Source organism: Brevibacillus sp. AG162 (assembly GCF_006715575.1).
GTDB classification, from domain to species: Bacteria; Bacillota; Bacilli; order Brevibacillales; family Brevibacillaceae; genus Brevibacillus; species Brevibacillus brevis.
Genome location: NZ_VFNO01000005.1, coordinates 185663 through 200280 on the forward strand (window position 1 = coordinate 185663; position 14618 = coordinate 200280).

The 14618-nt window shown below is 47.5% G+C and carries 10 protein-coding genes; 1 reads left to right on the forward strand and 9 read right to left on the reverse strand.

Annotation, left to right across the window (positions count from 1 at the left end):
- Positions 1-87: 87 nt before the first annotated feature.
- From FB479_RS17145 to FB479_RS17170, 6 genes are all read right to left on the reverse strand, one after another.
- Positions 88-1395: a CitMHS family transporter gene (locus tag FB479_RS17145; RefSeq protein ID WP_142066100.1), complete on the reverse strand. Its 1308-nt coding sequence runs from the start codon at positions 1393-1395 to the stop codon at positions 88-90.
- A gap of 279 nt (positions 1396-1674) precedes the next feature.
- Positions 1675-2541, reverse strand: coding sequence for an ABC transporter permease subunit (locus FB479_RS17150; RefSeq protein ID WP_142066101.1), 867 nt, complete (start codon positions 2539-2541; stop codon positions 1675-1677).
- Positions 2513-3475 (reverse strand): ABC transporter ATP-binding protein, encoded by a 963-nt coding sequence (locus FB479_RS17155; protein ID WP_142066102.1) that lies wholly within the window; start codon positions 3473-3475, stop codon positions 2513-2515. The genes FB479_RS17150 and FB479_RS17155 overlap by 29 nt, the downstream gene beginning before the upstream one ends.
- 89 nt (positions 3476-3564) lie before the next feature.
- Positions 3565-4740, reverse strand: a complete 1176-nt coding sequence (locus FB479_RS17160) for an anti-sigma factor family protein (RefSeq protein WP_142066103.1) — start codon at positions 4738-4740, stop codon at positions 3565-3567.
- Positions 4737-5339 (reverse strand): RNA polymerase sigma factor SigX, encoded by a 603-nt coding sequence (locus FB479_RS17165; RefSeq protein ID WP_255438433.1) that lies wholly within the window; start codon positions 5337-5339, stop codon positions 4737-4739. The genes FB479_RS17160 and FB479_RS17165 overlap by 4 nt, the downstream gene beginning before the upstream one ends.
- Positions 5340-5384: 45 nt before the next feature.
- The gene (locus FB479_RS17170) at positions 5385-6095 is read right to left on the reverse strand and encodes an AAA family ATPase (RefSeq protein WP_106654464.1); all 711 of its coding nucleotides are present in this window, start codon (positions 6093-6095) and stop codon (positions 5385-5387) included.
- 96 nt (positions 6096-6191) lie between these two features.
- Here FB479_RS17170 and FB479_RS17175 point away from each other — a divergent pair, with 96 nt between their 5' ends.
- Positions 6192-7613, forward strand: a complete 1422-nt coding sequence (locus FB479_RS17175) for a L,D-transpeptidase family protein (protein WP_142066104.1) — start codon at positions 6192-6194, stop codon at positions 7611-7613.
- Between the two features lie 145 nt (positions 7614-7758).
- On the opposite strand, the gene FB479_RS17180 is transcribed toward FB479_RS17175, so the two are convergent.
- From FB479_RS17180 to FB479_RS17190, 3 genes are all read right to left on the reverse strand, one after another.
- A complete protein-coding gene (locus FB479_RS17180) occupies positions 7759-11076 on the reverse strand; it encodes a collagenase (protein ID WP_142066105.1) in 3318 nt (1105 codons plus the stop codon).
- Positions 11077-11383: 307 nt separating this feature from the next.
- Complete coding sequence (locus FB479_RS17185; protein ID WP_007721499.1) at positions 11384-11734, reverse strand: hypothetical protein; 351 nt, start codon at positions 11732-11734, stop codon at positions 11384-11386.
- A gap of 101 nt (positions 11735-11835) precedes the next feature.
- Positions 11836-14358, reverse strand: coding sequence for a PBP1A family penicillin-binding protein (locus FB479_RS17190; RefSeq protein WP_142066106.1), 2523 nt, complete (start codon positions 14356-14358; stop codon positions 11836-11838).
- Positions 14359-14618 lie beyond the last annotated feature (260 nt).

Consider the following 14618-nt stretch of genomic DNA (forward strand, 5'->3'; position numbering starts at 1 on the left):
TCTTCTCATTGTATCTCATTTCGCTCGATGACGAAAAAAGAGGCCATGAGCAGGCCTCTTTTTTTATTTCTTCCTTCTTATCGTTGATTAGAATGAGATGACTCCGGTAAGAAGAGCAAGCGCAATCATCACGATCGATGTTCCAAATGCCCATTTCAGAATGAACTTTTGAGTTTCCGCATAATCGACCCCAACCATTCCGATCAAGAGGTACTGTGCTGCAAACAACGGGCTGAGTACGTGCAGCGGTTGACCCAGGATGGAAGCGCGACCAATTTCCGCCGGATCGATTCCGTAAGCGGCTGCTGCATTCGCCAGGATTGGAACGATCCCGAAGTAATACGCATCGTTCGACATGAAATACGTGAATGGCATGCTTGTCAGCGCTACAAGTAGAGGCATATGGGAACCAAGTGAATCCGGAATCCAGGAAACGAGTGTGCTCGCCATCGCATCGATCATTTTCGTTTCAGTCAGGATGCCTGTAAAGATTCCCGCAGCGAAAACCATGGACACTGTAGCCAGTGCATTAGCTGCGTGGGCTGCAATCCGCTCTTTCTGATCTTGCATTTTCGGATAGTTAATAAACAGGGCAATAGCAAAAGCGAGCATGAACATCGTCGGCAGTGGCAAGAAGCTCGTAATCAGACCGACCATCAGGGCTGCGGTCAACAACAGATTGAACCAGATCAAACGTGGACGTTTCAGTGCAGCAGTCTCATCTGCCGCCGCCACTTCTTGTCCTGCAAGCGATTGCAAATCTTCATCTGGAATCTCAATGATTCCCAAACGCTTACGCTCTTGTTTGCCCAGAATACAGGCTACGATCATCACCCACGCAATTCCGCCAATCATCGCAGGAATAACAGGGACGAAAATCTCGGAAACATCCAGATGGAGTACACTCATAACACGTGCTGTCGGTCCACCCCAAGGCGTCATGTTCATGACACCGAGTGCGAGCATCGGCACGACTGCCAAAATCATCGGTTTGATTCCCAGCTTGCGATACAAAGGCAGCATCGCAGTAACCGTAATCATATACGTCGTGGTTCCATCTCCATCCAGTGCGACCAAGGTAGCGAGGATCGCTGTACCTACAATAACCTTCAACGGGTCACCCTTTACAATTTTCACGATTTTCTTAATTAATGGATCAAACAGACCTGCATCCATCATGACTCCAAAGTACAGAATGGCGAACAACAGCATAATTCCCGTCGGCGCAATTTTCTTGATGCCTGCAAGCATCATGTCGCCAATTTCTGTACCAAATCCGCTAATCAACGCAAAAACAACAGGAACAACAATCAAAGCAACTAATGCCGAAAGCCGTCTCGACATAATCAAATACATGAAAACGGCTACCATGAGAAATCCGAGTAATGCCAGCATACGCTAGTTCCCCCTTGCAAGAATGCGCTTACAATGATGTTGTAGCAACCATGACGAATGCGCTTTCATATTGTGCTGTCATTATAGCAATGTTCGTAAAAATCCGAATAGAATATGCGCATAAACTGTTTTAACCGCATTTGCTCTATTAACATCATAAAAATCACGAAATGCGCATATGATGATCGCCATGCAAGTACATAAAAAAGAGGCCTTTCGTGAAAGGGCCTCTTTCCATTACGAAAAAGAACGGCACGAATCAGCCGTTCTCTTTTTTTCTTATAAATCTCTCTTTTGAAACACCCGAATGGACAGCCCCAATGCCACGATGCCATAGAGAATGGTATAGATGAGCATGGTAGTACTCGGAGGAGAAGTCGTACCGAAAATTCCTTGCGAAGCAAAGGACAGCGGATCGTCAGCTGTATCAAATAGCGAGATCGTCATTTGCCTAAATAGCGAATCGGTTGGAAATACCAGACTGGAAATAATCCCGATGTTCGTGAGTGAACTGTTGCTAAAGGCAACACCAAGCTGCTCGATAAAGCCACCAATGAAGCTGATTCCGTACAGAATGATCAGGATAATCCCGCCTGTTACTGTTGTAGTCATACTGCTCAAGAACATGGCTACACAGACAAGAATGATCGGCATACCTACGAAGAAAGCGGCTGCTTTCAGGATTTGGTCTCCTCCTACCTGAACAGCCACCGCACCTCCGCCCACCCATTGGTTGATCGCCAAAAGTCCGAAGAACATCAGGAGTCCGTACAGCCCCAACATACTTGCCAACCCGAAAAATTTCCCCAATACATATTTGTAGCGAGGAAGTGCGCGGGCCAGCCACGTGTCGATTTGGTGGCTCTCGATTTCAGATGCGATGCTCCCAACACTACTCAAAATCGCCAAGAGTGCCGTAATGACGGAGCCAAAGTACAAGCCCATCCCCAAGAGCTGCGTGGAAAAGAAGTTTTTTTGTAGCACTGCATCTGGACCTGCGTTTCCGAACGATTCCTTCATTTCCTTAATCGCATAGCCGGTTGCCAGTCCAAACAGCAGCAGGAAGGCCAGCGACATGATCAGCGTAATCGTGAAAATACGCTTGGAGATCATTTCTCTATACGTGATTTTGATGATCGGCCACATGTCGTTCCCCCTCCTTTCTCTTCACCCAATACAGAAATACGTCTTCCAGTGATTGCTGCTTGCGCACGACTTCATGTACTCCAGCCCCTGAAGCAATCAACTGTTGCAACAGAGCCGGTACCCGATTGTCCTGATCCAGCGTCATTAACCATGTATCACGGTTTTCCTCTTGTCTTACGAGACGACTCTCTGTGACGAAGGAAGGAAGCTCGTTATGAAAGCCTGCGCTATCCTTGTCCACTGTCAATTCAATTTGTGGTTGGACGGTGCTCAGCTTGCGCCAGTCGCCTTGTACGACCAGCTCACTACGGTGAATGATCCCGACGTAGTTGCACACGCTCTCCATTTCACTCAGTAGATGACTGTTAAGAAAAACCGTCTTTCCTTGGTCACATAGCCGTGCGATCAGCTCACGTACTTCCTTTCGCCCGATTGGGTCCAGTGCGGAGGTCGGCTCATCGAGGAAGATCAGCTCTGGATCGGATAAGAGGGCGCAGGCAATCCCAATTCGCTGCTGCATGCCTTTGGAATAGCCCCGGATGCGTTCACGCTCACGTCCAGCCATTCCGACCAGCTCAACGACGTTTTTTATCACGGATTTGCTCTCTCGATGTGTTAATCCACACAACTCGGCATGATGCTCCAAGAGCTGCTGGCCCGTCAACCAATCCGGATAGCGAAACAGCTCTGGCAAGTATCCTACCTTTTTTCGTGATTCTACACTGCCAATCGGCTGCCCAAGCATGACCGCTTTGCCATTCGTTGGGTGCAATAACCCGAGCATCGTCCTGACAAAGGTACTTTTACCCGCTCCATTTTGACCGAGGAAACCAAATACGGAGCCGCGCGGTACTTGTAGCGTAATATTTTTGCAGCCGGCTTTCCCGTTATATTGCTTGGTCAACTCCCAGGTCTCTATCACATAATCTGACATCGCTTACCCCACTTTCTCCATTGCAAACGGGACAAAGCAGAGCCCTCCTCCTTCAGGAAAACTCTGCCAACACCCCACTATTTGTTTACTTATTTCAGCTGATTTGCAAAATCCAACAGCCCATCCGCGTTCTCTTCGAAGCCTTCCAGCATGTGAATCTGTCCATCCTGCTGCCACATCAGATGCGCATTGTGTTTACCTGTGATCAGCATTCCGTTTTGACCATTCACTTTTACTTCCTTCATCTTGCTTTCGCCGTCTGCCATGTATGGCACAGGGAGAGTATGCTGCCAGTCTTCGATGCTAATCATCTGCCTTTTCACTTGATCCGGAATGAACGGCAGGGCCAAGAGTGTCTCGCGAAGCTGTGCCAGATCGACTCCCTCTGGTGCGCTTAGCTCAGGAGCACCTACGACATAGTAGCTAATATTATCTTTTCCGACAAGCATCCTGACCTGCTGCATCTGTGGAATCTTCAAGGAGAAGCGTTTGCCACTCAGTTTTTCATCAAAGCGCGCCTCTACCTGCAATTGCGCCAGTAGCTTGTTTGCACGATCGGCATCGATCTCCATGTGCATGGTAAAAGGAGAGTGGATGTCTACACTATCCACCGTGACGTCCTTCGGCAGCTGTGGCAGCTTCACGCCAGCCTTTTCAGCGGATTCCTTGTTGTTGTAATAATAGCTTCTTTCCTCAAGTTTCTCTTTATCGTTTTTATCCATCCAGATTTTTCCGATCCCAGGCAGTTCCGTCTCGCCCCAATTGCCGTTTGCGATCCATTGTTCCAGCTCTTGCATATCTTCTTGCGTCACTTTGACGAATTCAACTTTATCCATGCGGAAAATGGACAGAAAATCGTTCGCTGCTGCTTGTACTTGGGGGAAAGACAGGGACACAGCCAATACTGCTGCTGCCGAAGCACCTGTCACCCATCTTTTTGTTTGCTTGTTCATCTGACTCCAGCTCCTTCTGATTGTTGCTCGATTGGTTATCGCTTGTCGATCTTGTGCATATGCGTTCGTCGGTTTCTCGATTGTTTGCGAAAAACGCTGCCACGCTGCTTCCGTATTGACATTCACATCGTTTGTCTCGGAAAAAACATGCTCCATCTTCTCACGCGTCCAGCTATCCAACGCGGATAGTTCATCCAGCTGTGTACGGCAGGTTTCACAGTACTCCAGATGAAGCAGGAATTGCTCACTTTCTTTTGAACTGCACTCACCGTCCAAGAACGCCTGGACAAAGCCTGTATCGGCACATTTCATTCCTCTTCCCCCCTCATCCGGCCATAGATGGTACGAAATTTACTTTTCGCTCTCGCGAGGAGTGTTCCCACCGAGCTGATCTGCGTGCCAGTCGCTTTCGCCAACTCCGCATATGGAAATCCGGAATATTTCATGACCAGCAAGGTTCGTTCCCGCTCGTCTAGCTCCTCTAGCACATCGCGGACGATAATCTGGGACTCTTTTGCAAGCCACATCTCTTCTGTAGAAGGACTGACGTGCTCTTGCTCGGAAGCACTTCGCTCTTGTCTTGCATACCTGCGTTTTTCTGAACGAAGATAATTGTACGCTGCGTAGAGCGCGGACTTGGACAGCCATGCCGGGATATGTTCAATCTCCGAGCGATCCGTATGGTAAAAGGAGAGAAATACATCCTGTGCAATATCTTCTGCCGTTTGTTGATCTTTCACAATTCGCATGATCTGTCGGACCACAAACGGATAATAGGTCGTAAACAATTCTTGAAAGGAATCTGCATGATCCTCTACTCGAGCATGGTTCATCACCAGGTTTGCTTGCACCTCCACTGGAATTCCTCCTTCCTGCGTGCCATTGACGAATGCCTCTACTGCTTCGTTCATCTAATAGAAACCGCCCAGGCGATTTTTGTGACAGGAAGAATCAAATTATTTTTCGTTTAGAAAAGTTTCAGGTTTCTCGAGGAACCTGCGCGTCAATTGATAATGCTCTGTATCGCGATAATTCACCTCTTGTACAGGCGATTCGTCAAAATTGAGAATGGTCGCACCGGGATAGCCCAATAGAATCGGCGAGTGCGTCGCAATGATAAATTGTGCTCCTTCTTCCACCAAATCGCGCATCACGTACAAAAAAGCGATCTGACGCTTCGGTGAAAGAGCAGCCTCTGGCTCATCCAGCAGGTAGATTCCCCTGCCGTTGAAGCGGTTGGCAAACAGCGCGAAAAAAGATTCTCCGTGCGACTGCTCATGCAGTGAGCGACCGCCGTAGTTTTTATAGCTTTCAGAGCCCATCTGATCAATATGGCTGGCAAACTGATAAAAGCTTTCAGCCCGCAAGAAAAAGCCATTCGTTATTTTGGGCAGCCAGGAAAGACGTATGTAGTCACCCAGGCTCGCCTCCGAGCGATGCACCTCATAAAAATTATTCCGCGATCCTCCAGCCGTATGAAAACCACATTGATAGGCAATGGACTCCAATAATGTCGATTTACCTGATCCATTCTCTCCTACAAAAAAAGTGACACTGCTCTCAAGCTCGATCGCTTCCAGCTTGCGCAAGGAGGGCAAGTGAAACGGATATTCTTTCGTGTTAGGAAAGTTTTCTCGCAGCAGCTTGATCGTTCGTAAGTAAACCATTTTTGACCTCCACTCTCATTATTTTCCCGGCTCACGCCGATACATCCTTATAAGGGCGCCTTTTTGAACGCTCATTTATTTGGAGGAGAAGTATCCGTGGACAAGGTTTCCTTTCTTCAGGAAAAAAGTACATTTCATATGAAATATCCGGATCAGAGCGACCTCGCCTTTTACCGGTGGTATACGACTCAATATCCAAACGAGGCCATCGGCTGGTTTCACCTTGGCCAAGAACGAGAAGCACAAGGAAACTCGGAACAGGCTCTCGAAGCGTACAGGCGTGGTCTCGTATCCAAGCAAGGCTCGTATTACAACGAGACCCGTGACGCTTATCAACGACTGCTGCGGGAGCGACAACGCAATTCCTTGGGCAATCGAACGCGTTTACTCTTGGCTTCGCTCTTGTTTCTCTATTTTCAATTCGCTTTTTCGCCCGGACCGTTGAGAGATGCGTCCTCCAAGACGCCGCAGACTGCCAAACAGCCCGTTCCGACAACAGCACAAACGCAGCCACATGTCGAGGTCATTGCAGTCCCTCCTACACTCAGTGCGCGTGAGCTATCTGAACAGGTCCGGCGCTATGTAGAGTCCCGGCGTCCTGCCCTTACGCAGCCTTTTACCGTGATGGTTGTCCCAGAAGTACCTGGTTCGCCGTTGTTCCGTCCCTTGCTGTTTTATCAGCCGCGTGAAGTCCGAGGCATCTTGCGTTACAATCCGGCGAGTCGGACTGTTCTCAGCGAAAAATGGTGGGATAAACCGGTGCAGTTGGAACGAGAACCGACACTTGCCACAGGTAAGGCAGAACTCACGGATGAGCAGCTAACCCTCCAGCATGTACTGATCTTGCGAAACGCCTTGTATCGCTATTATCAGCAAACGGGTACGCTGCCTGCCCAGCTGTCTGATCTGGCTGGCGCTTATCCAGGCAATTATTTGCCGCAAATTCCCGTACCGCCAAAGAGACTTTTGTTAAAAAGCTATCCGTATCATCCCAAAGCCTTCTTGCCAGAGTCCGCATGGGACAGCTTGCGCAATGTGCTGCCGCTTCCCGGTTATCCGGAGCCAGTGGTGCCTTTCGAACCGTTACAGCTTCACTTGTCTACCTCGACACATACGATGAAGCTCATCAGCGGTTCCCATCTGGTACGCAGCTATCCCGTCGCCATAGGCAAAAACGGTTCTACACCCGAAGGCTACTATACCATTCAACAAAAAATCAATCAGCCCCGCGGACATGACAATATTTATGGAACGAGAGGCATGGTCTTTCAGGAGAACGGGTATGCCATCCACGGGACAAACCATCCCGAGAGCATCGGCTCATCTGTTTCGCTCGGATGTGTTCGCTTGTACAATGCCGCTGTTGAGGAGCTGTACACCTTTGTTTCATTGGGGACAGAATTCATCATCTCCAATGCTCCCTCTTCTGCCCAGCCTTGGAGCAACCCTGTTCCATTCGTTCTCCCTGCTGGTCCTGAGGAAGAGACGCCACAAGTCATTTACAATTGGCTCCATTGATTCTTTGGCTACGTAAAGAAAAGACGTGCGGAACGCCATACCGTTACGCGCTGATTTTTACCAGACGCTTATCCAACGAAAAAAGCCCTTCTATCCCTTTTTAAAAAAGGTGTAAGAAGGGCTTTTCTTCCTATAAATGGGGAGATTACTCTGCGTTCACGATCACGTTGTACGGAATCGTCGTGTTGTTCGTGTTGTAGACTAACAAGTAATATTTCCCTGGTTTTGCCTCAAATTCTCCCGTCAGTTTCTTACCTGCGTTTTCGGGGTAGCCGAAATACGTTTCGAGATCATCTTCATGGAACACCACCCAGTTTAAGCCTTCGTCCATCTCGCTGCTTACCGTCACTTGAACGATCCCTTCTTCTTCAACCTGAATGATGTACGTGTCCTTGTCATCTGTACGATCGGTTTGACCACTTATCTCTTCGCCCAACTGTAGCGCATTCGCCTCATCGAATGAATTGTTCGGCTCCGTTTCGGTTGGTTCTGATTCTTCTTCTGGCAATTCCGCGGTTACTTTGTATGGAATCGTTTCACCGTTAAAGTTGTACACGGACAAATAATAGGTACCCGGAGTTGCTTCAAACTCACCGGAGAGCGTTTTTCCTGAGGTTTTGGGGTAAGCGAAATAATTATTCAGATCATCCTCGTGGTGAACGACCCAGTTCAAACCAGTATCATGCTCACTCGTTACGTTGATTTTCACCGTTCCGTTGCCTAATACCTTCAAGGCAAAAATGTCCTTGTCGTCTTGTTTGCTTGTTTGACCACTTAACTCCACATTGCTTTTCAACGGATTTGCTTCTGAAAAGCTGTTGTTTGGCTCTTGTTCCTTTTCCCCGATTTCTCCCCCCTGCTCCTCGATCGTGATCGTAATCGATTTCGCAGTAACCGCTCCTTTGTCATCCGTTACTCGCAGTTTCACGGTATATTCTCCCTGATTTTCGTAGACATGCGTAGGATTGGCATCACTGCTGCTTGTGCCATCTCCAAATTCCCACAGATAAGATACGATACTGCCATCCGGATCGGAGCTTCCGTTACTGCTAAACGTCACTTCCTCGTTTACGGCTGCTTTTGACGGTCCGTTCATGACAATAACAGGTGGCTGGTTTTCTCCATCTACTTGTTCTGGAAGTACCCCGTGGAACGTGACATCATATTCAAACTGATTGGACGCATTTACTCTGTAGTTGGTAAAGTAGGCGGTTACGGTTTTGTAGCCATTCCATGGATGGGAAGTAAGTGTCGCTAGAAACTCGTCTGTGATGCGACTCATCGTTTCCCAGTCCTCCTTCTCCCCCTGTGCCTGCGTACCCGTGTACGTCCCTGTTAACGTGAAGGTTTGGAAGAACTCTGATTCGTGCCTGTTTGTAGACACATTTTGCAATCCGGTGACATCTTCAATTTCTTGGAAGATTGCTGCACTTGCTTTGGGGTCCGGTGTTACCAGATAATCATCCGACACCAGCGGCACCGTCAGATCGGGATAGCTGTCTACCAACGATTCCATAGTACGGTGGTAATCCCGATTTAGCTCTGAATCGTCACTTAACGTACGGATTAACTGGTCATAGCCATCCACGTTATTGGCCTCTATGTAATCCATGATATCATCCAGCTTGTTCCAATCCTCTTTCATCATGTGATACTGCAAGGCGTATGAATACGTATAAAAGTCCCATGTGCCGTAGCGTGCGTGCAAAGTTTGAGACGCCGTATACCAATTGTCCTGTCCAAAACGAATGAGATTGCCGACCATGGATTTTCGCGGCAGAACACCTGATGTTCGCGTGGAGCCTGCAAAAAGTTCTGCTCCCCCTTCTTCAAACCACGATAGTCTCTCGTCTCTGTAAATCGGGCTTTCATTCCACAAGCCAGGTATAGCGTAGCGCCCTTGCAAATAGTGCGTGAATTCATGGCGGAACAGCTCTTCCAGTGTGTACGTACTCTGCTGCGGTGTTCGTTCGTATGTGAAGAAAGTTCCTTTTCCCTCGATATACATGCCCCCGTTGTCCGTCTCATAGCCATACAAGGGGTTGTTCATCTTGTACTCTGAGGGACTATTGTAGAGGACAATGGTCAAAATATCGTCGGGGTTCCCTTCTTCCATCGGTTCATCTCGTCCTGCCATCCGATGAAACTGAGCTTTTACCTCTTTTGCCGCCCAATATAACCGTTTGACTTTTTCTTCTGTGACATCTCCGCCTGTTTTCATGACGATGCTTCCGTCATCAAACGTATATTCGTTGGGCAGATACTTTTCCATGGCATCCTTACGAATCTTGTTGAACTGGATGTCCCTTCCCTGCGCATCTTTTCCGCCGTAGACGTTCTGAATCAGATTTGCTGCTTGCATATATTGAAGTCCTACATACGGATAAAGCTCTAACGCTTCTGTGAGCACCTCATTCCCCTTATTCGGATTGGAATGGTATTGACCCAAATAAGCACTGTGATAAAAACCATTGTCGAGGACCCATTCTTTCGCTTCATCTGTATCGCCATGCAAGGCGAGATTTCCCATCTCGTTCAGATACGTATCGATTTTGCCGTAAAACTCCTGTTGCTTGGTTGGTTCATCCACTCTCCACATCAAAATATAGCTAACCTGGCCCATAATACGGAATACAGCATCACCCGCACTCCGCTGCGTAATGAAGGTATCCATTTGCTCTTCGTATTGACGGATAATCGGTGCAGCTTTCTCCACAAGGGAAGCGCTTACAAAAGTGTTTCCGATAAGTCCACCAAATGCACCTACTACCTCATTTTGAGCATCTGTTCCCAATTTGAAATTCGGATTGTCTGCAATGGCATGCAGAGCAGGGAACACTTTTTGATGCTCGCTTCTCTGGTTGAGATAGGATAATTCCTGATGGTAGTAGCCGAGATAATATCCAGAGCGAAGCACCTCAACCAAGGTGTCAATTCCTTTGGAATCGCTGTTGGAGTATTGTGTGCCTCTGACTTGTAATGCGTCAATGATGGCCTGAACGCGCTGCCGATCGTTGTAAAAGGCATACGAATCGGGAGTAAAATCAAATAATTCAGGAATCTGCTCCCAATTAATCGTCACCAGTACATTGACCAATTCGTCGTAACTGAGCTTGTTCAAATCGGACATCGCGTACTTTTCGGCATTTGCCTTCATGCTCCGCTGTTGTTCGCTAGAAGACTCTTGCTCCTCTACACTCCAGGTCGGCTCCACTGGATGCGGATACTCTCCTGTTTCCTCACTGGATTGATGCTGAAACGAGGTGACCGGGTCCAGCGTTCTCCCCACATTTTTTCCGGAAGGCGGAACGCTTTGATTCCCCTCCCTACCGATCGCACTCGAGTAATCCTTGACTGCCAAGGCTTGGACAGGACTTCCAACCGTCCCCAATAGAAATGATGTCGAGAGAAGGACACCAGCCACCATGCGGCCTGTGTGTACCGTGCGACTCTTTTTCTTCATGAATGAGCAAACCTCCTTTGAATGGGTAACCGTTTTTTCGTTTGTTGCGAGGAAACCGTATTTCGTTTTGGGCAGATTCACCTTCTCTCCAACTGAAATGCAATAAAATACACCCTGTTAAAATTGCAATTATGGTGCCAATACATATAACAGAAAAGAAGATCAAGATTGTATACATTTTTTTACAAAAATTCATAAACATGTATAGGATATTAGACACGGTTCCCATCAAAGGTGAGCTTTGCTTAGCGCACGCAAAAAAGCACGTTCCCGCAAGTGGGAACGCGCCATGTTTTTACGATCACATTTATTTTTCTTCTTCCAATTCCCTCATCGATTCTTCTTGTTCTTCTTCCGGGTTCCAATAATCGAGCACTTTTCCTTGCAGAACCTTGCCTTGAATGAATTCTACCTGCTGCTCACTGAAATCCTCTGTCCACTCAATACCCAATTGTTCAGCTAGACGTACAACGGTCAACAGTTCTGACCAAGCCACGTAACGTTTGTACCAGAAGAACTGTGGCTGCTCGTTCATGTATGGGTAAAGATCATCGAAATCGGTGTGTTTACAGTCAAGAGCTCGCTCAAAATTCACCTTGGTTTGGCGTAACTGTTCTTTGAAAAATGTGGGTAGATCTCTTTGTGCGTAGCCAGACATGGACTGTCCCCCCTGTCTCCCGATTTACTGGTATTGTACCACGCGAAAGAAGCTGTGCAAATAGTCGAATCGGTTTTGAATCGTTCTTGCTGGGCTAATCTTTAGCCGTTTGATGCATCTGGGAACTGGTTCTGCCCCTCCTCTTGTGGAGGTGGCGGCAGTTTAATTTCGTTTGAGGAACCATCTGTCTGACTAGGGTCTGGATTCACGATGTCCGGTGGAACCTCGCCTGTTCCCGGATTTGGCGGTTGGCTGCCATCTCCATTATTTGTATGCTCACCAGTTCCTCCGGTACCTTGGTCAGGTGGAATTTCACCATTGCCATTCTCGGTACCATCTGGATTTTGTCCCTGATCGTTACCTTCCTCGTTATGACCTGGATCTTGATTAATCAAATTCTCCAGCTTTTTGGAGTCAATTGGGACTGTTTTTGAAGGTGTGCCTTCCTCGCCTTGTGCATTTCGTGGAACGACTTGATACTGATACTGTTTCGGACTATCCAGCACATCTACATAAGAGGTTTCCTTCATACCTGCAGAGATGAGTTGTCTTTCGCCGTTCTCGCCAATGCGGTAAAGATCGTACGTATCGCCGTCAGCGCCACCAATCCAGCTAAGCACGACCATCAATTTATTCGTACTTGGATCAAATGACATGTCTGCAGCCAATTGGAGCTCTGGTTCTACTTCCACCTCTTTTTGTTCTACCGCACCTGCTGGTCGAACAAAGTCCGATGATGGTACACCTTTTAAGGCTGTTGCCAATACTTTGGAGAACATTTGCGCCGTCATGCTACTTCCCTGGTGCATCAAATGCTGTTTGTCCTCTGGATCGAAGCCCATCCAAACGGCACCCACATATTCCGGTGTATATCCGACGAACCAAGCATCCTTGTTTGCTTTGCTGTCGCCTGCTATCGATTGGGTCGTACCGGTTTTACCTGCAACATGGCGTCCAGAGATACGCGCTGCCTTCCCTGTCCCTTCCTGAACCGCTTTCTCCAGCATGGTGTGAATCTCCCAAGCTGCTTCCGGCTTCAGTGCCTCAGATTGTTTTGGCTGGTATTCACGGACGACACCCTCATCCTTGTTCTCGACCTTGGTGATCGAGTGCGCCTCAGACACTACCCCTGCATTCACAAAAGGTGTATAGGCCTGAGCCATTTCCAGCGGTGACGTACCTACATCCAATCCCCCGAGGGCAATTGCCAGGTTTCGGTCATTCGGAGTCAGCTCAATGCCGACTTTCTTGAGGTATTCCAAGCTTTCTGAGACCCCAATTTCATTTAACAGCCAAACCGGCGGGATATTCGCGGAGTCGATCATCGCCCGGTTCATGCTCATCGTTTCCGTGTATCGGTTATTGTAGTTGCGCGGCTCATAGCCATTGAAGCTCTGCCTTTTGTTGCTCAGTTGCGAATTCGCGTTCCATTTGTTGATATCTTTATTAACTGCTGGAGCAAACACGGCAATCGGCTTAAAGCTGGAGCCCGGCTGACGCTTCATGTCTGTCGCGTAGTTAAAGCCTTTTGGCGCATAGTTGCGTCCGCCCATCATCCCGGCAATTCCGCCTGTTTTCGCGTCGATGACAATCATGGATGATTCTACACCGCGCTTGGCACCGTCTTTCGGGAAGTTTTTGGCATTGGCATATTCCTCTACCATGGCATCCTGTACTTTCGGATCGAAGGTCGTGTAAATGTTCCAGCCCCCGCGGTACAGCTCTTCTTCTGTCACGCCGAACGTGGCTTCAGCTTCTTCTACCATATTGTCAAAAAACGCGCGATAGCCTTTTTTCAGGGTTGAATCGGCTATTTCACCAGATTTTTTTGGCAGTGGCTCTGCTTGAGCTGCCAACTTTTGTTCCTCTGTAATCAGTCCTTGCTCGTGCATTAATCGGATAATGGTATCGCGACGCAACTTTGCCTTTTCAGGGTTGTTAAATGGGTTATATGTTGTCGGTGCTTTAGGAATCGCAGCTAACATTGCCGCTTTTGCGATGGTAAAGTCCTTATGATCTACAGGGATACCAAAGTAATATAAGGACGCATCCTGGACTCCAAACTCTCCTTTACCCAAGTAAATCCGATTAAGATACATTTCTAATATTTGATCCTTCGAGTATCTGCGTTCCAAACCGATTGCTATACTCATTTCTTTTGTTTTGCGCCAAAACGTTTGATCTAGGGTGAGAAAGACGTTTCTTGCTAACTGTTGGGTAATCGTACTTCCCCCTTCAGCTAGTGATCCTTTTTTAATGTCATTAACGATGGCGCCACCGATCCGAACCATATCGACGCCTTTGTGTTCATAAAAGCGTTTATCCTCGACCGCGAGGAAAGCATCAATTAGCACTTTTGGCATTTCATTGATTGGCTTGTATTCACGGTTCTTTTCACGAATCAGACTCGTCATCTCTTGCCCATTTTTGTCGTATATGACTGTTGGTTCAATTTTCAAATCCTTCAACTTCTGCTCGTTTTGCTCAATCATCATGTCTCCCGCGTACAACAGGGCAAAATATCCCCCGATCACGCTAAGGAAAAGAAAAATTGCAAACGATACGGCAATCATCAGCAAGTTGTTCTTTTTCTTCTTGATTTTCTTCTTGGCCTTTGCTGCCATTATTTACCTCCTGGTTTTCTCTCTCCCCCACATCTTATATAGACGGTGCCATTTCAAAAAAGTTTCTTTTAATACGTGTCTATCATACATCATCAAGCTTATTTGTCACTGGTAAAAGACACATAAGGGTCCCATTGATTTCATTACGGCTAGGAATCGAAGCATTGAGCTACGTTTTTTCTTATTTGCTAAACAAGCATTTAACACATTCTGTTGATAGTTTCCATTATTATTGATCGAACACTTATTAAAGCGAACTT